At 56.8% G+C, this 19465-nt stretch carries 18 protein-coding genes and 1 riboswitch; of the genes, 7 read left to right on the top strand and 11 right to left on the bottom strand.

All coding sequences use genetic code 11. From position 1 onward, the window contains the following. Positions 1-3 precede the first annotated feature (3 nt). From HV242_RS19940 to plsY, 4 genes are all read right to left on the bottom strand, one after another. Positions 4-306, bottom strand: a complete 303-nt coding sequence (locus HV242_RS19940) for an urease subunit gamma (RefSeq protein ID WP_003862556.1) — start codon at positions 304-306, stop codon at positions 4-6. A 10-nt stretch (positions 307-316) separates the two neighbouring features. Then, positions 317-1144, bottom strand: coding sequence for an urease accessory protein UreD (locus HV242_RS19935; protein WP_014171660.1), 828 nt, complete (start codon positions 1142-1144; stop codon positions 317-319). 116 nt (positions 1145-1260) lie between these two features. Then, positions 1261-2727: an MFS transporter gene (locus HV242_RS19930; protein ID WP_041162858.1), complete on the bottom strand. Its 1467-nt coding sequence runs from the start codon at positions 2725-2727 to the stop codon at positions 1261-1263. A 92-nt stretch (positions 2728-2819) separates the two neighbouring features. Further along, the gene (gene plsY, locus HV242_RS19925; RefSeq protein WP_049023326.1) at positions 2820-3434 is read right to left on the bottom strand and encodes a glycerol-3-phosphate 1-O-acyltransferase PlsY; all 615 of its coding nucleotides are present in this window, start codon (positions 3432-3434) and stop codon (positions 2820-2822) included. Between the two features lie 107 nt (positions 3435-3541). On the opposite strand from plsY, the gene folB reads away from it, so the two are divergent. Together folB and bacA are read left to right on the top strand one after the other, a co-directional pair. Beyond that, positions 3542-3910: a bifunctional dihydroneopterin aldolase/7,8-dihydroneopterin epimerase gene (gene folB / locus HV242_RS19920; protein WP_020883629.1), complete on the top strand. Its 369-nt coding sequence runs from the start codon at positions 3542-3544 to the stop codon at positions 3908-3910. Positions 3911-4017: 107 nt separating this feature from the next. Further along, entirely contained in the window at positions 4018-4839 is an 822-nt protein-coding gene (gene bacA / locus HV242_RS19915; protein WP_014171656.1) for an undecaprenyl-diphosphate phosphatase, read from the top strand. A gap of 10 nt (positions 4840-4849) precedes the next feature. On the opposite strand, the gene HV242_RS19910 is transcribed toward bacA, so the two are convergent. Next, positions 4850-6091 carry a multifunctional CCA addition/repair protein gene (locus HV242_RS19910; RefSeq protein ID WP_020883630.1) on the bottom strand — a complete coding sequence of 414 codons (1242 nt, stop codon included), beginning with the start codon at positions 6089-6091 and terminating at the stop codon, positions 4850-4852. Positions 6092-6152: 61 nt separating this feature from the next. Next, positions 6153-6773, bottom strand: coding sequence for a TIGR04211 family SH3 domain-containing protein (locus tag HV242_RS19905; protein WP_025203004.1), 621 nt, complete (start codon positions 6771-6773; stop codon positions 6153-6155). Positions 6774-7002: 229 nt separating this feature from the next. Here HV242_RS19905 and HV242_RS19900 point away from each other — a divergent pair, with 229 nt between their 5' ends. From HV242_RS19900 to hldE, 3 genes are read left to right on the top strand one after another with little or no spacing between them, the layout of a single operon-like run. Further along, positions 7003-8304, top strand: a complete 1302-nt coding sequence (locus HV242_RS19900; RefSeq protein ID WP_040018816.1) for a CYTH domain-containing protein — start codon at positions 7003-7005, stop codon at positions 8302-8304. A 17-nt stretch (positions 8305-8321) separates the two neighbouring features. Further along, positions 8322-11180: a bifunctional [glutamate--ammonia ligase]-adenylyl-L-tyrosine phosphorylase/[glutamate--ammonia-ligase] adenylyltransferase gene (glnE, locus tag HV242_RS19895; RefSeq protein WP_131494708.1), complete on the top strand. Its 2859-nt coding sequence runs from the start codon at positions 8322-8324 to the stop codon at positions 11178-11180. Between the two features lie 40 nt (positions 11181-11220). Next, on the top strand, positions 11221-12651 hold the full coding sequence (gene hldE, locus HV242_RS19890; protein WP_020883633.1) for a bifunctional D-glycero-beta-D-manno-heptose-7-phosphate kinase/D-glycero-beta-D-manno-heptose 1-phosphate adenylyltransferase HldE: 1431 nt from the start codon (positions 11221-11223) through the stop codon (positions 12649-12651). Between the two features lie 95 nt (positions 12652-12746). On the opposite strand, the gene ubiK is transcribed toward hldE, so the two are convergent. Continuing rightward, the gene (gene ubiK, locus HV242_RS19885; RefSeq protein ID WP_020883634.1) at positions 12747-13043 is read right to left on the bottom strand and encodes a ubiquinone biosynthesis accessory factor UbiK; all 297 of its coding nucleotides are present in this window, start codon (positions 13041-13043) and stop codon (positions 12747-12749) included. A gap of 117 nt (positions 13044-13160) precedes the next feature. Then, positions 13161-13311, top strand: a riboswitch (FMN riboswitch). A 105-nt stretch (positions 13312-13416) separates the two neighbouring features. On the opposite strand from ubiK, the gene ribB reads away from it, so the two are divergent. Beyond that, positions 13417-14070: a 3,4-dihydroxy-2-butanone-4-phosphate synthase gene (gene ribB / locus HV242_RS19880; protein ID WP_014171649.1), complete on the top strand. Its 654-nt coding sequence runs from the start codon at positions 13417-13419 to the stop codon at positions 14068-14070. Between the two features lie 67 nt (positions 14071-14137). Here the strand turns inward: ribB and zupT are convergent, their stop codons facing one another. Further along, positions 14138-14911, bottom strand: coding sequence for a zinc transporter ZupT (gene zupT, locus HV242_RS19875; protein WP_020883635.1), 774 nt, complete (start codon positions 14909-14911; stop codon positions 14138-14140). A gap of 196 nt (positions 14912-15107) precedes the next feature. Here zupT and ygiD point away from each other — a divergent pair, with 196 nt between their 5' ends. Then, the gene (gene ygiD, locus HV242_RS19870) at positions 15108-15896 is read left to right on the top strand and encodes a 4,5-DOPA-extradiol-dioxygenase (RefSeq protein ID WP_020883636.1); all 789 of its coding nucleotides are present in this window, start codon (positions 15108-15110) and stop codon (positions 15894-15896) included. Positions 15897-15965: 69 nt separating this feature from the next. On the opposite strand, the gene HV242_RS19865 is transcribed toward ygiD, so the two are convergent. The 3 genes from HV242_RS19865 to tolC all read right to left on the bottom strand — a co-directional run bounded on the left by HV242_RS19865 (position 15966) and on the right by tolC (position 19463). Continuing rightward, positions 15966-17126 (bottom strand): glutathionylspermidine synthase family protein, encoded by a 1161-nt coding sequence (locus HV242_RS19865; RefSeq protein WP_014171646.1) that lies wholly within the window; start codon positions 17124-17126, stop codon positions 15966-15968. Positions 17127-17128: 2 nt separating this feature from the next. After that, positions 17129-17794: a DUF1190 family protein gene (locus HV242_RS19860; RefSeq protein ID WP_014171645.1), complete on the bottom strand. Its 666-nt coding sequence runs from the start codon at positions 17792-17794 to the stop codon at positions 17129-17131. A gap of 190 nt (positions 17795-17984) precedes the next feature. Continuing rightward, the gene (gene tolC, locus HV242_RS19855) at positions 17985-19463 is read right to left on the bottom strand and encodes an outer membrane channel protein TolC (RefSeq protein ID WP_020883637.1); all 1479 of its coding nucleotides are present in this window, start codon (positions 19461-19463) and stop codon (positions 17985-17987) included. Positions 19464-19465: the final 2 nt, after the last annotated feature.

Below are 19465 nucleotides of genomic sequence, written 5' to 3'. Positions count from 1 at the left end.
TCCTTATACGATCGGGTTATGGACGGTGACGAGCTTTGATCCGTCCGGGAACGTCGCTTCCACCTGAATGTCGGGGATCATCTCCGGTACGCCTTCCATCACCTGGTCGCGCGTCAGGACGTGACGGCCCGCTTCCATCAGTGAGGCGACGGTTTCGCCATCGCGGGCGCCTTCCATAATAAACGCGCTGATCAGCGCGACTGATTCCGGGTAATTCAGTTTTACCCCGCGCGCAAGGCGGCGTTCGGCAACCAGCGCAGCGGTAAACAGCAACAGCTTGTCTTTTTCTCTGGGGGTCAGTTCCATAACGTTTCTCTTATGTCTGCCAGATACGCGGCGAACAGGCGGTTTTGGGGGTTAAAAGCGGGCGAAGCGACTGCCAGATATCGCGCATCACCCGCTGGCAAATCAGGTTGTCGTGGGAGAGAAAACGCACCGACAGCAGATCGTCTGTGAGCGTTGCCCCGGCAAAGTGGCTCAGCGGCGTCAGCAGCTCGCGCACCGTTTCGAGGTGCGCTTCCCTGGCCGGAAAGAACAGCAGCGTGCCGACCCACGGGAGACCTGCAACGGGCGTGAGATCGCCATTGCTGAGGTGCTGACGTTCAATCAGCCGTGGCTCATCGTCGACCCAGATCTCAAGGCGGCTTTCCAGCGTGCCGTGGCTGAAGGTTTCGCCGATCACCGGGCGACCCAGACAGTACAATTCCCACGCCAGCAGCGTACTGGAAGCCTTCAGATGAAAAACGGAACGCAGGGCGGCATTCGCACCGGGAAAGATAATGGTGTCCTGCGGCAGCCACTCCAGCGTAGCCTCATCGTCGAGCCAGAAGTGCTGATTGAGACAGGCCTGCGGGCCGCTGCTGCGATAGAACTTGCTCGCGCCGGGCATGGTGATCAGCGCATGGCTTTTCGCGTCCAGATGCACCGAAATATCCAGCGTATCGCCGCCGACTATCCCGCCTGGCGGGTGCAGTAAATACAGGTGACAGGTGTCGCCTTCGGGATAAAAAGGTCGCTGTACGGTGAGGGGCCCGATGTGATGAGCAGCGTGCAGGAGGGTTTTCTCAGGGGTGTAACAAAACTGCAGGGCAAGCGATGCCTGCCAGCCTTTGTAAGAATTATCAGTGACCTGAGCTGCTAACATGCTGCATCCATCTGCTCATCATCGGGAGACGTTTCAGTATGCCCTGGCAGAAATGAAGGCTGTCATATGAGTCGCTTATGGATAAAAAAACCGGCTCAAGGAGCCGGTTGAGAAGGTTATCGATAATCCTCTGCATCCACATCATAGCCGGACGGTTCCCAGCGGATCGCCAGCAGCGCAGCCAGCCCGATAAACGGTGCCAGGGCGATCACCCAGAACACGGCGGTATCAAGAGAGGCCACCAGCAGAGGGAACAGAAACAGCGAGAGCGTAGAACTGCTGCGCATCAGCGTCTGGTTAAGGCCCACGCCCACGCCGCGCAGAGAGGTGGGATAGCTCAGGGACGCAAACGTCATGGTATGGGCACCGGGCCCAAATCCCTGACCGAACAGGAACAGCGCCAGCATCGCGACGGCGATAACGCCTTCCGATACGCCTTCCGGACGACCAATCAGCGCCAGCCCCAGCAGAGCAACAAGCTGACAGGCGTAGCCCGCCAGTGACATCCGCCACGCGCCGAAACGCGGAACATAGCGCACTGCCAGCAATCCGCCGACGAAGGCAAACAGCAGGTTTAGCACCAGTGAGATCAGAATAGTGGTCAGCATCGACTGCACAAAGAAGCTGGAGATAATGACCGGCAGACCAAATGCGACGGCGTTATAGGCGAAAGACGACACCACCGAGAGCAGGGTAGCGAGCGTGGTACGTCGCAAATAGACGCCACGGAACAGGTTCAGATAGTTTGCCCACTTCGCCTTGTTGACCACCGGTGCCGGTTGGTTAAGCGCATCCTGCGGCACGTGGGCGTTGATGTTATACGATTGCCGCAAGATAGCGGCCGCCTCTTTCAGGTTGCCCTGATTCGCCGCCCAGACCGGGGACTCGCTCATGTAGCGGCTACGAATGGCGATAATCACCAGCGCAGGCACCGCGCCAAACCCCAGGATTAAGCGCCACAGCCAGTCGCTGTGACTTTCTGGCAGTACGGCGTAGAAGAATAACACCAACAGGTAAGAGATGCTGATTGCGGCATACCAGGTTGGGCACCACATTGCCACGCTGGAGGCCTTGTTTCCGGGGCCTTTGAGCCTGGCGAACTCGCTAAGAAACGCCATCGCCACCGGCAGATCGATCCCCACGCCGAGGCCCATCACAAAGCGTGCGCCCGCCAGCGCATATTCGTTGGGTGCCAGTGCACAGGCGATGGCCGCTACCACGAAGAACAGCATGTCGGCCATAAAGACGCGGTAGCGTCCGATCTTGTCCGTGAGATAGCCACCCAGTAGCGCCCCGACAATCGCACCAAAGGTAATGGCCGAGGCCACCATGCCGGTACCGGCAGGGGTGAGATTAAATTCGCGGGTGATGTCTTTGATGCCGAACGCCAGCGCACCAAGGTCGTACGCATCGAGGAAAATACCGCCCAGCGCGATACCGACTACGATGCGGGCGTTGGCCCGACCCTGAGAACCGTCGTTGACCAGACGTGAAACGTCAGAGGCGTTACGTACCCACTTGATGTCGCCATCAGGCGAATGTCCTGCCGTTGAAAGGGGAGTTGTGTCTGTAATGTCTGCCATTTTCTTTTTGTGTGGTTGTGTTGTGTCATTAACAGTTACCACAGGCAGAGGGTGACCAAAATCACATTTGGTTATAAGGCATAACTAACCCCTTACGGGGCGTCTTTTTTCTTTCTCCTGAGCTTCGACCAGATTTTGGTCTCCTGGCGACGCCACAGGCGCTGAATATTATCGTGATGACGCAGCAGGATGAGGCAGGAGAGCATCGACACCGGGAAGGTGAACTGCGGTTTGAACCACCAGACATAGAATGGCGCGATCAGCGCGCTGACGATGGCGCCCAGTGATGAGTAACCGCTCAGAAGAATGGTCAGTAGCCAGGTGCCAGCCATCACGCCGGTTAAGTCCCAGCCGATTGGGGCAATAGCACCAAAGGCGGTGGCGACGCCTTTACCGCCTTTAAAACCAAAGAATACAGGCCAGATATGGCCGACACAGGCGGCGATAGCAATGAGCCCCAGCCAGAACGGCGTTACGCCCAGCGCATACGCTCCCCAGACGGGTAACATTCCTTTCAGAACATCAAAAATCAATACCGCTACGGCTGCTCCCTTGCCGCCAATTCGTAGTACATTGGTCGCCCCCGGATTCCCGGAACCACTTTCGCGCGGGTCAGGTAACCCGGCAATGCGGCAGACCAGAATGGCGCTGGAGATTGAGCCGCAAAGGTAGGCGAGGAGGATCATTCCAGGCGCGATTGCACTCATAACGCTGTTCCGTTTTGAAAATGTATCTGTATTCTCAGCATCTGTGGATAATACGCATAATTCGCCGGAAGTGGTATCCGGTTTAGCCAAAAAGCAGGCAGGTCGTGATGGATATTGTATTTATAGAGCAACTTTCGGTAATCACCACTATTGGTGTTTACGACTGGGAACAGACCATTGAGCAGAAACTCGTGTTCGATATCGAAATGGGCTGGGATAACCGCAAGTCAGCAAAAAGCGACGACGTGAATGACTGTCTGAGCTACGCCGATATCAGTGAAACGGTCGTGGGCCACGTCGAAGGGCAACGTTTTGCGCTGGTGGAGCGTGTGGCAGAAGAGGTGGCCGAGCTGCTGCTGAGCAAGTTCAACGCACCGTGGGTACGCATCAAGTTGAGCAAACCGGGCGCCGTGGCGCGGGCCGCTAACGTCGGCGTGATCATTGAGCGTGGCACAAATCTGAAAGGGAAGATTTAACGTCATAATAGCTAAACCATTTTAGGTTATACCGGTCTTAAAGCTGTATCTTTCACGGTTGTCCGCGTGGGACACCGTTTTTTTTATATCTTTTTAGGGGTTTATAGATGAGCGATATGCACTCGCTGCTGGTGGCGGCAATACTGGGTGTGGTCGAAGGATTGACGGAGTTTTTGCCGGTTTCCAGTACGGGCCATATGATTATCGTTGGCCATCTGCTGGGCTTTGAAGGCGATACCGCAAAGACGTTTGAAGTTGTCATTCAGTTGGGGTCTATTCTGGCGGTCGTTGTGATGTTCTGGCGTCGTCTGTTCGGGCTTATCGGTATCCACTTTGGCCGTCTTCCTCAGCGCGAGGGTGAAAGCAAAGGTCGCCTGACGCTTATCCATATTCTGCTTGGCATGGTTCCGGCAGTGGTTCTGGGCCTGGTTTTCCACGACACCATTAAATCGCTGTTTAACCCGATTAACGTCATGTATGCGCTGGTCGTCGGCGGTTTCCTGCTGATCGCGGCAGAACTGCTGAAGCCGAAAACGCCACGCGCGGAAGGTCTGGATGACATGACCTACCGTCAGGCGTTTATCATTGGTTGTTTCCAGTGTCTGGCGCTGTGGCCGGGCTTTTCACGCTCAGGCGCGACCATCTCTGGCGGGATGCTGATGGGCGTTAGCCGCTATGCTGCGTCGGAGTTCTCGTTCCTGCTGGCGGTGCCGATGATGATGGGCGCGACCGCACTCGACGTCTATAAAAGCATTGGCTTCCTCACCACGGGTGACATTCCGATGTTCGCCGTGGGCTTTGTCACCGCCTTTATCGTGGCGCTGATCGCCATCAAAACCTTCCTGCAGTTGATTAAGCGTATCTCGTTTATTCCGTTCGCGATCTATCGCTTTATCGTGGCGGCTGCGGTTTACGTGGTCTTCTTCTGACTGACGGCCCTCAGTCTTTAGGCTGAGGGCAATGCTTTTCCTTCCAGTCCGTCACCGCCTGAATTCGACGTTTCGTCAGCTCTTCCCGGATTTCCGGTCCCTTGAAGCCCGCCTCGACAACCGCTTTAGTCGGTACCGCTTTTGCCACTTCCCACGCTGCGCGTAACAGCCGCCCCTGCGGATAATCGCAGGCTTCAAAACCGGTGCGGCCACGTACGTCGGCTTCGCTGGTCAACGCGATCTGCTCGACGCGCTGGGGTTTGCGCCATGCGTCAATGTTATCAAACAGCTTAACGATGGTGGCCGGTTTGAGGATCGGGAAGGTGTGGATCAGGTCGTGAAATTCCGCCACCAGTCTGGCGAGATCGCGAATCTCATTGGGTACTCGCAGGCGCTGGCAAAGCCCTTCGACCAGCTTCACCCCGGCAGGACCGTGGCCATGGTGGCGCGGCCACATGGCTTTTGGCGTTAATCCTTTGCCGAGATCGTGGCACAGCGTTGAAAAACGCACATCCACCTCGGGGCTGAGCATGGCAGCCATACTCAGGGTCATCAGGGTATGCACGCCGGTATCGATTTCCGGATGCCATTTCGCCGGGGCGGGCACGCCGAACAGCGCGTCAATTTCCGGGAACAGCACTTTCAGTGCGCCACAGTCACGCAGCACCTGGAAAAAGACCTGCGGGTTGCGGGTGGTAAGGGCGTTTTCCGTCTCTTTCCAGACGCGCTCTGGCGTGAGGTGGGCCAGTTCGCCCGCCTCGGTCATGGCGGTCATCAGTGCCAGGGTCTCATCGGCAATGCGGAAGCTCAGATGCGCGTAACGCGCCGCAAAGCGCGCCACGCGCAGCACGCGGAGCGGATCTTCAGAAAACGCCGGGGAGACGTGACGCAGCAGTCGATTACGCAGATCGTCCTGACCGCCATACGCGTCAATGATCTGGCCGTCTTCGTCCTGCGCCAGCGCGTTGATGGTGAGATCGCGACGCAGGAGATCTTGCTCCAGCGTGACGTCCGGTGCGGCATAGCAGGTGAAGCCGGTATAACCCGAACCGGATTTCCGTTCGGTACGCGCCAGGGCGTACTCCTCACGGCTTTGCGGGTGCAAAAACACGGGAAAATCGCGGCCTACCTGCTGGTAGCCCGCGTTAAGCATCTCTTCAGGTGTGGCTCCCACCACCACCCAGTCTTTATCTTTGACCGGCAGACCTAACAACGCATCACGTACCGCACCACCGACCAGATAACTCTTCACGCCCTGTACTCCCGTTTTCTCTTTTCGCAAGATAATACGTAAGTCTGGCAGAGAAGACGAATTAGTTCATCCAGCGGTCTTTACGCTTACGGCTTGGGATCAGGTGAGGAAGCACCAGACCCAGCACCAGGCCAACGCCCAGCACACCGCCACCGTACATAAACCACTGCATGATGATGGTACGTTGTTTGTCATCAAGTTGCAGATTGGCGGCGTTCACCTTCTTCTGCGCGACAATCAGCTCGTTTTTCAGTTTCTGATTCTCGTCTTTCAGACCGTTAATCACGCTGTCGCTCTGGGCCACTTTCTGCTGCATTTCCGCGGTACGCTGGTTCCAGGTACCGTCGATATTGTTCAGCTTGTCGGTCAGCGTTTTCACCTGATTTTCCAGATCCGGCACGCGGGTGCGCAGGCTTGGCACCGCGCTCAGCTCTTTCAGTGGGATCCAGGACGTGCGGCCGGTACTGTCGCGAACCTGACCATAATTGGTCTCCGCGTTGGTCTGTAACAGCGTCACTTCCTCGCCGGCATTGACCGTACCCACGAGGCGATAATTATCTCCAGGGCCACTGCGTACCCAGGTGTTCAGTTCGTCAGAAACGTAACGCTTCTCTTCAGCGTGCACGGCGGTTGCGGCGCTAAAAGCGAGGAAAGTAAGTCCAATCAGGCGTAATTTAAGCATCATTAGTCGTTATTTTCATAAATAGTGGAACGATAGTAGTGGCAACAGTGTCTCTACGCAAAGCATTCGTCAGCAATCAGAATCATCTGTGTCACGACCCTAAACATTTACGCCCGTCAAATTGCTCATTGCGTGGCAATTTGGCGCAAAATACTATGTACTGACAAACAAATGGCGAGGAAGTTCGCCCTCATTGACGCGTCTGTGACGCCTGCAAAAGTACAAGGCTATGGCTCAAGAAATCGAATTAAAATTTATCGTCGAAAAAGACAGCGTTGACGCACTCCGTCAGCATCTGCAGACCCTTTCCGGCGAACACCATGAACCGGTACAACTGCTTAATATCTATTACGAAACGCCAGACAACTGGCTGCGCCGCCATGATATGGGACTGCGCATCCGTGGCGCGAACGGGCGCTACGAGATGACGATGAAAATCGCTGGCCGCGTGGTCGGCGGTTTGCATCAGCGCCCGGAATACAATATCGACATCAATCAGCCAGAACTTGAGCTGGATCGTTTCCCGGCAGAAGTCTGGCCGAACGGCGTGCTGCCAGAAACCTTATCCGCCGAGGTGAAACCGCTGTTTAGTACCGATTTCTGGCGTGAAAAATGGCTGGTAACGGAAGGGAAAAGCCGCATTGAAATCGCCCTCGATCAGGGTGAGGTAAAAGCGGGTGAGCTTCAGGAGCCGATTTGCGAGCTGGAGCTCGAACTGCTGGAGGGTGAAGTCCAGGACGTACTGAAGCTGGCGCGTAAGCTGGTAAGCCAGCCGGGCCTGCGTCAGGGCAGCCTGAGCAAAGCGGCGCGGGGGTATCATCTGGCCGCCGGGAATGCGCCGCGCCTGCTGAAAGAGACGACTATTTTGCACGTGCCACCGAAAGCCAGCGTTGAGCAGGGCATGGAGGCGGCGCTGGAGCTGGCGCTCTCACAGTGGCTTTATCATGAAGAGCTGTGGGTGCGTAATGTGAAAAACGCAAAAGCGCACGTGTTAGCGGCGATGAGCCTTGTGCGTCATACCCTGGCGCTGTTCGGCGGCATCGTACCTCGCAAAGCGAGCGCTCACTTACGTGACCTGCTGACCCAGACCGAAGCGCTGCTGCTCTCTGACGTATCCGCACAAACGGCACTCTACAGCCCGCAAAACGCCGCCGCCAGGCTGGCGCTGACCGAGTTTCTGGTGACGCGCAGCTGGCGTGCCTTCCTGGATGCAAAAGCGCAGGCCAAAATTGAAGATAACTTCAAACGTTTCGCGGATATCCATCTTTCACGCCACGCGGCGGAGCTTAAAACCACCTTTGCGTATCCGCTGGGAGACCAGTATGGCGATCAGCTGATCCGCCTGTCGCGCAATATCGACAGCATGCTGCTGTTGTCGGGTGCCTATGACGGCCCTAAAGCGCAGGCCTGGCTGGAGAACTGGCAGGGGCTGAAGCATGCTATCGAAACCCGTCAGCACATTGAGATTGAGCATTTCCGTAATGAAGCCATTTCGCAGGAGCCGTTCTGGCTGCACAGCGGAAAACGTTAACTCTGGCAAGGAACCCTATAATGCCGCTTTCTTCGCAGTTACAGCAGCAGTGGCAGACCGTTTGCGAACGTCTGCCTGAGTCATTACCGGCGTCATCGTTAAGCGAGCAGGCCAGGAGCGTGCTCACCTTCAGTGATTTTGTGCAGGAAAGTATCACCGCTTACCCGGACTGGCTGGAGGCGCTTGAGAGCACCCCGCCGCAGGCAGACGAGTGGCGGCATTATGCGGGCTGGTTGCAAACCGCACTTGAAGAGGTCGCGGATGAAGCGACACTGATGCGCGTCCTGCGCCAGTTCCGCCGCCGGGTCATGGTGCGTATTGCCTGGGCTCAGGCGCTGGAACTGGTCAGCGAAGAAAGTACCCTGCAGCAGCTGAGCGAGCTGGCACAGACGCTGATTGTTGCCGCACGGGACTGGCTCTATGCCGCCTGCTGTAAAGAGTGGGGCACGCCGTGCAATGAGGATGGGGTTCCTCAGCCACTCTTGATTCTGGGCATGGGCAAGCTCGGGGGCTGCGAACTGAATTTCTCCTCGGATATCGACCTGATTTTTGCCTGGCCGGAGAACGGCTCCACACGCGGGGGCCGCCGTGAACTGGACAATGCGCAGTTCTTTACCCGTCTCGGGCAACGTCTGATTAAAGCGCTGGATCAACCTACCCAGGATGGTTTTGTCTATCGCGTGGATATGCGTCTGCGCCCGTTTGGCGACAGCGGTCCGCTGGTGCTGAGCTTTGCGGCACTGGAAGATTATTACCAGGAGCAGGGGCGCGACTGGGAGCGTTACGCGATGGTCAAAGCGCGGATCATGGGAGACAGCGACGATGCCTACGCCAACGAGCTGCGCGCCATGCTGCGCCCGTTCGTGTTCCGTCGCTATATCGACTTTAGCGTTATTCAGTCGCTGCGCAACATGAAAGGAATGATCGCCCGTGAAGTGCGTCGCCGGGGTCTGAAGGACAACATCAAGCTCGGCGCGGGCGGCATTCGTGAAATCGAATTTATCGTTCAGGTCTTCCAGCTGATCCGCGGCGGACGTGAGCCTTCACTGCAATCCCGTTCGCTGCTGCCGACGCTGTCAGCCATAGAGCAACTGCATCTGCTGCCGGAAGGCGACGCGCAGATCCTGCGTGAGGCCTATCTGTTCCTGCGCCGCCTGGAAAACCTGCTGCAAAGCATCAATGACGAGCAGACCCAGACTTTGCCAGGCGATGACCTGAACCGGGCGCGGCTGGCCTGGGGAATGCACGTCGACGACTGGTCAACGTTGACCGGGCAACTGGATGCGCATATGGCCGGCGTGCGCCGTGTCTTTAACGCGCTGATTGGTGACGATGAAAGTGAATCGCAGGACGATACGCTCTCTGAACACTGGCGCGAATTGTGGCAGGACGCGCTGCAGGAAGATGATACCACGCCGGTGCTGGCGCACCTGAGCGACGACGATCGCCATCGTGTGGTGGCGTTAATTGCTGATTTCCGTCTCGAACTGAATAAACGGGCCATTGGTCCGCGCGGTCGTCAGGTGCTGGATCATCTGATGCCGCACCTGCTGAGCAACGTCTGCTCGCGTGCGGATGCGCCGGTCCCGCTGTCGCGCATGATGCCGCTGCTGAGCGGGATCATCACCCGTACGACCTATCTTGAGTTGCTGAGCGAGTTCCCGGGCGCGCTCAAGCATCTGATTACGCTTTGCGCCGCCTCGCCGATGGTGGCCAACAAGCTGGCGCGGTATCCGCTGCTGCTGGATGAGCTGCTCGATCCCAATACGCTCTACCAGCCGACGGCAACGGACGCCTACCGTGACGAGCTGCGTCAGTATCTGCTGCGCGTACCGGAAGAGGACGAAGAGCAACAGCTGGAGGCGCTGCGTCAGTTCAAGCAGGCGCAAATGCTGCGCGTGGCGGCGGCAGATATCGCCGGAACGCTGCCAGTGATGAAAGTGAGCGATCACTTAACCTGGCTTGCAGAAGCGATCATTGATGCGGTGGTGCATCAGGCATGGATTCAGATGGTGGCGCGCTACGGCCAGCCGAAACACCTTGCTGACCGCGAAGGCCGCGGTTTTGCCGTTGTGGGTTACGGTAAGCTCGGCGGATGGGAACTGGGGTACAGCTCGGATCTCGATTTAATCTTCCTGCATGACTGCCCGGCAGACGTCATGACCGATGGCGAGCGTGAAATCGACGGGCGTCAGTTCTACCTGCGTCTGGCCCAGCGCATTATGCATCTGTTCAGCACCCGCACGTCATCTGGCATTTTATATGAAGTGGATGCGCGTCTGCGTCCTTCCGGCGCGGCCGGCATGCTGGTGACCTCGACGGAGTCCTTCGCTGAGTACCAGAAGAATGAAGCCTGGACGTGGGAACATCAGGCACTGGTGCGTGCCCGCGTGGTGTACGGCGATCCGTCGCTGAAAACGCAGTTTGATGCCATTCGTCGGGAGATTATGACAACCCCGCGTGACGGCAGCACGCTGCAGACCGACGTGCGTGAGATGCGCGAGAAAATGCGCGCGCACCTGGGCAATAAGCATCGCGATCGCTTTGATATTAAAGCGGATGAGGGCGGCATTACCGATATTGAATTTATTACGCAATATCTGGTGCTACGCCATGCGCACGCTAAACCGAAGCTGACCCGCTGGTCTGATAATGTGCGTATTCTGGAACTGCTGGCGCAAAACGACATTATGGATGAGCAGGAGGCGCAGGCCTTAACGCGCGCCTACACCACGCTGCGCGACGAGCTGCACCACCTGGCCTTACAGGAGCAGCCTGGTCACGTCGCGCTGGACTGTTTCGCCACTGAACGCGCGCAGGTCACCGCCAGCTGGCAGAAGTGGCTGGTGGAACCGTGCGTAACAAAACAAGTGTGATATTATCGCGCGCAAATTGTGAATCTTTCTGGAGTCAGGAATGAAAGTAACACTGCCAGAGTTTGAACGTGCTGGAGTTATGGTTGTCGGGGATGTCATGCTGGATCGCTACTGGTACGGGCCGACCAGCCGCATCTCTCCGGAAGCACCGGTACCGGTAGTTAAGGTCGACACCATTGAAGAGCGTCCTGGCGGCGCGGCAAACGTGGCGATGAACATTGCCTCTTTGGGCGCGCAGTCGCGTCTGGTTGGCTTAACCGGCATTGATGATGCGGCGCGTGCGCTGAGCAAGTCGCTGGCGGACGTGAACGTGAAGTGCGACTTCGTTTCGGTTCCGACACACCCGACGATCACCAAACTGCGCGTTCTGTCGCGTAACCAGCAGCTGATCCGCCTCGACTTCGAGGAAGGCTTTGAGGGCGTTGATCCTGAGCCGCTGCACGAGCGCATTAACCAGGCGCTGAGCACTATCGGCGCGCTGGTGCTGTCCGACTACGCCAAAGGTGCGCTGGCAAGCGTACAGCAGATGATTCAGCTCGCGCGTAAAGCCAATGTGCCCGTGCTGATCGACCCGAAAGGTACTGACTTTGAGCGCTATCGCGGCGCAACGCTGCTGACGCCAAACCTCTCTGAGTTTGAAGCGGTGGCGGGCAAATGTAAGACGGAAGAAGAGCTCGTTGAGCGCGGCATGAAGATCATTGCTGACTTCGAACTCTCCGCACTGCTGGTGACCCGCTCCGAGCAGGGGATGACGCTGCTGCAGCCTGGCAAAGCGCCGCTGCATATGCCGACCCAGGCGCAGGAAGTGTATGACGTGACCGGTGCCGGCGACACGGTCATTGGCGTTCTGGCGGCGACGCTGGCGGCAGGGAACTCTCTGGAAGAAGCGTGCTACTTCGCTAATGCTGCGGCAGGTGTGGTCGTCGGCAAGCTGGGGACTTCCACCGTTTCGCCGATCGAACTGGAAAACGCGGTGCGTGGTCGTGCCGATACCGGTTTTGGCGTGATGAGCGAAGATGAGCTGAAAGTGGCCGTTGCCGCCGCCCGTAAACGCGGTGAAAAAGTGGTGATGACCAACGGCGTGTTCGACATCCTGCATGCCGGTCATGTCTCTTATCTGGCCAATGCGCGTAAGCTGGGCGACCGTCTGATTGTGGCGGTGAACAGCGATGCGTCGACGAAACGTCTTAAAGGTGAAACGCGTCCGGTGAACCCGCTGGAGCAGCGCATGATCGTGCTGGGTGCGCTGGAAGCGGTGGACTGGGTGGTGTCGTTTGAAGAAGATACCCCGCAGCGCCTGATTGCCGGTATTTTGCCGGATCTGCTGGTGAAAGGCGGCGATTACAAACCGGATCAAATCGCGGGCAGCGAAGAGGTCTGGGCCAATGGCGGTGAAGTGATGGTGCTCAACTTTGAGGACGGGTGCTCAACCACCAACATCATCAAGAAGATCCAGAAAGACAGCAAATAAAGTCAGCCAATAAAAAACGGGCCATCTGGCCCGTTTTTTTCACCCTCTCTTTACAGGAGGGGCTATCTTCGCAAACAGCCCGTTATACGCGGCTGTTATTCTGCTTCATCAACCGGTGGAATGGCCGGTGCCGGTTTTACTTCCGCTGGCGTATTGCGGTTTTCCAGCTCGTTCAGACGCTGCTCCAGCAGGGCCAGCTTCTCGCGGGTACGCAGCAGAACCTGCGTCTGCACGTCAAACTCTTCGCGGCTGACTAAATCAAGGCGAACCAACTGCGCCTGCAGCGTCTGGCGGATTTTCTTCTCTACGTCATCCCCAAACTCACGAATGCCTTTTGGCATAGACTCATGAACCTGACGCGCAATTTGCTCAATTTTCTTCGGGTCAATCATTGTGGCTTCCCTTGATAAGACGGTGTTAATGAACATTGTAGCGCGTCATGCCCCAGGATAAAGGAGATTTTATGTCTGCGCATTGCCCAGGGTAATCAATCGCGTTATAGTTATCTCGCTTATTCTCAGGGCGGGGCGAAATTCCCCACCGGCGGTAAATCAGCGTAACGCTGAAAGCCCGCGAGCGCTTTGGGTCACCACTCAAAGGACAGCAGATCCGGTGTAATTCCGGGGCCGACGGTTAGAGTCCGGATGGGAGAGAGTAACGATCAAGTCGGGCCTGGCCCGCTCACGTTATCTTTTTGCCGCTAATACGGCGCTCCTAAGACTGCCCTGATTCTGGTAACCATAATGTTAATGAGGTTTTTTTACCATGAATCAGACGCTACTTTCCTCTTTTGGCACTTCTATTGAACGTGTTGAACATGCACTGGATGCACTGCGCGAAGGCCGCGGCGTGATGGTGCTTGACGATGAAAACCGTGAAAATGAAGGCGACATGATTTTCGCCGCCGAAAACATGACCGTTGAGCAGATGGCGCTGACCATCCGTCACGGTAGCGGCATCGTGTGCCTGTGTATCAACGAAGACCGTCGTAAGCAGCTCGACCTGCCCATGATGGTTGAAAACAACACCAGCGCCTTTGGAACCGGTTTTACCGTGACCATCGAAGCGGCACATGGCGTGACCACCGGCGTGTCGGCGGCTGACCGTCTGACCACCGTACGTGCCGCGATTGCCGATGATGCGAAGCCATCAGACCTGCATCGTCCAGGCCACGTCTTCCCGTTGCGTGCGCAGGCCGGCGGTGTATTGACCCGTGGCGGTCACACCGAAGCGACCATTGACCTCGTGACCCTGGCAGGCTTTAAACCTGCGGGCGTACTGTGTGAACTCACCAACGACGATGGCACCATGGCGCGTGCGCCGGAGTGCATCACCTTTGCCCGTCTGCATAATATGCCCGTGGTGACGATTGAAGATCTGGTGGAGTATCGCCAGGCGCACGCGCGCAAAGCCAGCTGAAAGGGCTGATGTGAAAAAGCCGGGGAAACCCGGCTTTTTTGTTGTGAGACGTTAATGCGCGATTGTCTTAGCCGATCCCTGCTGTTTGCAGCAGCACCAGGCTCAAGCCCATCACCGACATGCCGCACAGCACGCCATAGCTCGGGTTATTATTCGGATCGATCTCTTTCGCCAGCGGCATCAGCTCATCCACGGAGAGCGCCACCATTATCCCGGCCACGGCGGCCATGATAGCGGCCATCACCACAGGCGAGACCAGGCTGCCCAGAATCAACCACGCCAGCACGCCGCCGAGAATTTCGGCCATCCCCGAGATCCCCGCCCAGAAGACCGCGGTCCGTTTCGAGCCCGTGGCGGCATAAACCGGCCCGGCCACCGCCAGTCCTTCAGGAATATTGTGCAAAGCGACCGCCAGGGCGATACCAAAGCCCATCTCCAGATTGCTGCTGGCGGTGACATAGGTTGCCACGCCTTCCGGGAAGTTGTGCAGGCTTATGCCGAGCGTTAACAGAATGGCCGTGCGCTTAATATTGCGCGGTATCGGGGTCACGCTTTTTTGCATTAAATCCTGCGGATGCGCGTGCGGCAGCATGCGGTCGAGGGCAAAGTAGCCAAGCAGGCCGAATACAAACATGCCATACCCCAGCACCGGAGACATGCCTTCGGTGCCCAGTGCGGCAGGGAGCATCTCCATCAGAGAGATGAGCAGCATGATCCCGGCAGCAAAGCCCAATGAGAAGGCCAGCACGCGGTTAGACGGCTTTTGACCAAGCACACCGAGAATGGCACCGATGAACGTTGCGGCGCCCGCCAGTATAGTCAGGATCAAGGGGACTGACATGCATTGCTCCTTATGATAATGATTATCATTAATATTAATGGTTCATTTCGGTCAAAGCGAGAGGCGAAACCCTGCTTTACACATTCCTTACATTCAAATTTCCTGATGATGATCTTCACGCTTATCAGCGTTCATCCGGGCGAGATTGCGCGTAATGTAGAACCATTAAATTGACACCTTCTGTAAGGATATCATCATGACTTCTTCCCGTATGCCAGCACTGTTTTTAGGCCACGGTAGCCCAATGAACGTTCTGGAAGACAACGTCTATACCCGAGTATGGCGTCATCTGGGCGAGACGCTACCGCGTCCGAAAGCGATTGTGGTGGTGTCTGCGCACTGGTTTACCCGGGGCACGGGCGTCACCGCAATGGAAACGCCAAAAACCATTCATGATTTCGGCGGCTTCCCGCAGGCGTTGTACGACACGCACTATCCGGCACCCGGCTCGCCAGCGCTGGCCCGACAGCTGGTGGAATTACTCGCGCCTGTGCCTGTGGCGCTGGATAACGAAGCCTGGGGCTTTGACCATGGCTCGTGGGGCGTACTGATAAAGATGTATCCCGAGGCGGACATCCCAATGGTGCAGTTGAGTATCGACAGCACTAAACCTGCGGCCTGGCACCTGGAGATGGGGCGAAAACTGGCGACCTTACGCGACGAGGGCATCATGCTGATCGCAAGCGGCAACGTGGTACATAACCTGCGTACAGCGCGCTGGCACGGTGAGAACACACCATATCCGTGGGCGACGTCTTTTAACGATTACGTGAAAGCGAATCTGACCTGGCAAGGGCCGGTTGAGGAGCATCCGCTGGTGAACTATCTGGATCACGAAGGCGGTTCACTCTCTAACCCGACGCCGGAACACTTCCTGCCGTTGCTGTATGTACTGGGCGCGTGGGATGGTCAGGAGCCGATCAGCATACCGGTCGATGGCATTGAGATGGGAAGCTTAAGTATGTTGTCGGTGCAGATTGGATAACGTATGCATGCCTTTCCCAAAGAGAAAGGGCCGGGATGAGGGCTTCCGCTCGCACCCCGGCACACCCGATCACTCGACAAAAATGTGCGGATAGAACCGTGACAGATCCTGCGTGATCAGCGCGCGATCTTCGCGGATGCCAATCCCGGCTGGCTGATCGTTGATGAGCCAGCTGCCAATCAGGGTATAGCTGTCACCAAACTTCGGCAGTTGATAAAACGCCTGGACGATCATTCCTTCCTCGCCATAAGGCCCTTCAACGGCTTCCAGCGTTTTGCCATTTTCAATAATCGACACGTTCGCCCCTTCACGGGAGAAGATCGGTTTAACGACGTATTTCTCCATCGGCGGGTGATCGTCTTCCGCAAAGTAAGCCGGCAGCAGGTTCGGATGGTTCGGGAACATCTCCCACAGCATCGGCAGCAGGGCTTTGTTGGAGATAATGCTCTTCCATGCCGGCTCCAGCCAGCGCACGCCGGCGTCTTCCAGCTTGGTGGAGAACATTTCACGCAGCATGTATTCCCACGGGTAGAGCTTGAACAGGTTGCTTATCACCTGATCCTGCAGGTCAGTAAACTGACCTTTCTCACCCAGGCCGATATCTTCAATATAGAGGAACTCGGTCGCCACTTCAGCTTCGGCCGCGCAGTCCTGCAGATATTGCACCGTGCCACGGTCTTCTTCCGTGTCGCGGCAGCAGGCAAGGTGCAGCAGATTAAAACCATGCTGTTCGCGCAGTTCGGCGAAACGCTCAATCAGCTTTTCCTGCAGGCTGTTGAACTGGTCGCTGCCTTGCGGCAGGTTGCCGGCATTGGCCTGGTCTTCCAGCCAGATCCACTGGAAGAACGCCGCTTCGTACAGCGAGGTTGGCGTATCAGCATTGTTTTCCAGAAGCTTAGGATCGCCCACGCCGTCCCACGCCAGATCGAGACGTGAGTAAAGCGAAGGCTGGTGGGTTTTCCACGACTGGCGGACGAAACTCCAGGTGTGCTTCGGAATGCGGAACTTCGCCATCAGCGCGTCGCTGTCGATGACTTTATCCACCACTTTCAGGCACATCTGATGCAGCTCGGCGGTCACCTCTTCCAGTTTCTCAACCTGGGCAAGCGTGAGCTTGTAGTAAGCGTCTTCACACCAGTATGGCTCGCCGTACATGGTGTGGAAGTTAAAACCGTATTCGGTCGCTTTTTCGCGCCAGTCCGGGCGCTCGGTGATACTGACTCGTTCCATGATCAGCCGCCCATTGAGCGAGTGGACGTGCCTGACGCGCTACGCTGCATGCTGGTCTGTTTCGCCACAGACTCACCGAACCCGCCACGGGTAATGGTGCTGGTGGTCGCAGGTTTCGGAGCCATCGCCGTTTTCGGTACGGTTACGGAGCGGCCAGGGGTGGCTGCGCCATAGCCTTTGCCGCTGGCATCGGTATATTGACCATAAGCCGGGCTGGCCGGGTTTTTCGAGCTAAACAGCGGCTGCTGCTGGTAACCCGCACCACCACTCATCAGGCGGCCCATCATGTAACCTGCCATCAGCGGCATCCAGAAACTGCCGCTGGACTGGGCCTGTGCCTGGTTTTCAGGGGCTGTGCCTGCCTGAGCCGGTGCCTGCTGACACTGACCTTCACCGAACTCTGCCACGCAGTCTTCACGTGAAGCATATTTCGGCGCAGTACGTTCCGCCTCTTTCAGGGCGTTGGTATACGCCGTTTTACACTCTGCGGCGTTGCCGGTTGCAGCAGAGCAGTCGTCCGCGTTTTGATAAAGCGAAACTGTTTCATCGCTTTTCTCACAGCCTGCCAGCATAAAGACAGCCGTGACGGCCAGCGCAACAGGGGTGAGATGACGCGCGTTCCAGCTTTTGCGGAACGAAGCGTGATTGATAGATTTTGTCCGTTTCATCGTTGTCTTCCTGGACCCAGTGGTAATAACGCTCAGGATAGAGGATGAGTGGTTGAAAATGAAGCGATGATGGCCGGAATGAGGGGGATCTTTACGTTGGCTTACGTTCAGGTGTGATTTGCATACGCCCTCTCCCAAAAGGAGAGGGGTATAGCGAAGGCATCAGGCCGCAGTGGGCCCGATGACATGCTTAATTGCGGAACGGATTGTTACCGCTGCTGGCGGGTGCAGTCGTACGTGCGGCAGCTGGCTGCGCGGCAGGTGCAGCACCGTTACCGTTGAAGTTATCAACGGCGGCAACCTGCTCAGGGTTCTCTGGCGCAACATTTTCCGGAGAAGTAGAGACAGGTTTACCCAGGGTGCTGTTCAGCATCTGCAGATCCTGCTCGTTCAACGTACCCAGCGCCTGTTTGATGTTCAGCTGGTTAATCAGGTACTGATAACGTGCGCTGGAGAGCTGCTGTTTCGCGTTGTACAGCGTGGTCGTTGCGTCCAGGACGTCAACGATGGTACGCGTACCCACGGAGTAACCCGCTTCCATGGCATCAAGAGAGCTCTGCGCAGACACAACGGCCTGTTTATAGGCGTTGATGCTGCTGATAGAGGCATTCACGTTGTTGAAGGACGAACGAACGGTCTGTACCACGTTGCGGTGGGCACTTTCCAGCTGTTCGCTCGCGCCAACAAAGTTGTATTGCGCCTGTTTCACCTGAGAGGTCACCTGGCCGCCCTGGTACAGTGGCAGCGAGAAGTTCAGACCCACTTTGTTCTGACCCATGTTGCTGTCGTCGTACTGGGAGGTGTTCGTTTTAGAACCACTGTAAGTGGTATCAGACACGCCGGTAGACGCGCTCAGGCTCAGGGTCGGCAGGTGGCCGTCCTGTGCCTGACGGATTTGCTCGCGGGCCAGATCCTGGCTCAGACGCGCCTGCAGTAACGTCAGGTTGCGGTTTTCCGCTTCTTTCAGCAGGGCGTTAACGGCCTGCGGTTTATCCGTTTTGAAGCTGTCGACGTTCAGCGACGCCAGCTCAGGGTAGTAATTCCCGGTAACCTGACGCAGGGATTCCAGCGCGTTATCGAGGTTGTTACGTGCGGTCACTTCGTTGGCCAGGACGCTATCGTATTGTGAACGGGCGTTCTGAACGTCAGTGATTGCCACCAGACCCACGTTGAAACGCTGGGTGGTTTGATCTAACTGGCGGTAAATCGCCTGTTTCTGCGCTTCGGTGTAGGAGAGCGAGTCAATTGCGCTCAGCACGTTGAAGTATGCGGTGGCGGTGTTCAGGATCAGCGTCTGCTGATCGGTCTGATACGTCACATCCTGGATGCCCGCGCTCTTTTCCTGCAGGGTCAAGGCACGCCATTTGGACATATCAAACAGCGTCTGTGTTAATTGCAGTGAGGCGCTGGTAGCATTGGAGTTAACGCCATTGGCGTCGCGGAAACCGTTGCTGTAGGTATAATCTGCACCTAAACCTAACTGTGGCAGCAATGGGCTACGCGCTTCGTTAATCTTTTCAAACGCAGCATCACGATCGGCCGCTGATTTACGTAAATCAGGGTTGCCCAGACGTGCCTGCTGGTAGACCTGTAACAGGTTTTCCGCCTGGCTCATTGCACTGAAGCCCGTCAGGCTCAGGCCGATAAGGATGGGGAGCAATTTCTTCATTT

Origin of the sequence: Enterobacter sp. RHBSTW-00593 (assembly GCF_013784105.1) — a bacterium.
Classification (GTDB): domain Bacteria; phylum Pseudomonadota; class Gammaproteobacteria; order Enterobacterales; family Enterobacteriaceae; genus Enterobacter; species Enterobacter ludwigii.
The sequence above is the reverse complement of the archived record's forward strand: the minus strand, read 5'-3'. Positions and strand labels throughout refer to the sequence as shown.

Bases quoted from the DNA above. Each gene is read 5' to 3' on its own strand.
- HV242_RS19940 (WP_003862556.1), bottom strand. From the start codon at position 306: ATGGAACTGACCCCCAGAGAAAAAGACAAGCTGTTGCTGTTTACCGCT.
- plsY (WP_049023326.1), bottom strand. From the start codon at position 3,434: ATGAGTGCAATCGCGCCTGGAATGATCCTCCTCGCCTACCTTTGCGGC.
- folB (WP_020883629.1), top strand. From the start codon at position 3,542: ATGGATATTGTATTTATAGAGCAACTTTCGGTAATCACCACTATTGGT.
- HV242_RS19900 (WP_040018816.1), top strand. From the start codon at position 7,003: ATGGCTCAAGAAATCGAATTAAAATTTATCGTCGAAAAAGACAGCGTT.
- bacA (WP_014171656.1), top strand. From the start codon at position 4,018: ATGAGCGATATGCACTCGCTGCTGGTGGCGGCAATACTGGGTGTGGTC.
- HV242_RS19905 (WP_025203004.1), bottom strand. From the start codon at position 6,773: ATGCTTAAATTACGCCTGATTGGACTTACTTTCCTCGCTTTTAGCGCC.
- ygiD (WP_020883636.1), top strand. From the start codon at position 15,108: ATGACTTCTTCCCGTATGCCAGCACTGTTTTTAGGCCACGGTAGCCCA.
- HV242_RS19865 (WP_014171646.1), bottom strand. From the start codon at position 17,126: ATGGAACGAGTCAGTATCACCGAGCGCCCGGACTGGCGCGAAAAAGCG.
- ubiK (WP_020883634.1), bottom strand. From the start codon at position 13,043: ATGATTGACCCGAAGAAAATTGAGCAAATTGCGCGTCAGGTTCATGAG.
- HV242_RS19860 (WP_014171645.1), bottom strand. From the start codon at position 17,794: ATGAAACGGACAAAATCTATCAATCACGCTTCGTTCCGCAAAAGCTGG.
- ribB (WP_014171649.1), top strand. From the start codon at position 13,417: ATGAATCAGACGCTACTTTCCTCTTTTGGCACTTCTATTGAACGTGTT.
- tolC (WP_020883637.1), bottom strand. From the start codon at position 19,463: ATGAAGAAATTGCTCCCCATCCTTATCGGCCTGAGCCTGACGGGCTTC.
- HV242_RS19930 (WP_041162858.1), bottom strand. From the start codon at position 2,727: ATGGCAGACATTACAGACACAACTCCCCTTTCAACGGCAGGACATTCG.
- HV242_RS19935 (WP_014171660.1), bottom strand. From the start codon at position 1,144: ATGTTAGCAGCTCAGGTCACTGATAATTCTTACAAAGGCTGGCAGGCA.
- zupT (WP_020883635.1), bottom strand. From the start codon at position 14,911: ATGTCAGTCCCCTTGATCCTGACTATACTGGCGGGCGCCGCAACGTTC.
- hldE (WP_020883633.1), top strand. From the start codon at position 11,221: ATGAAAGTAACACTGCCAGAGTTTGAACGTGCTGGAGTTATGGTTGTC.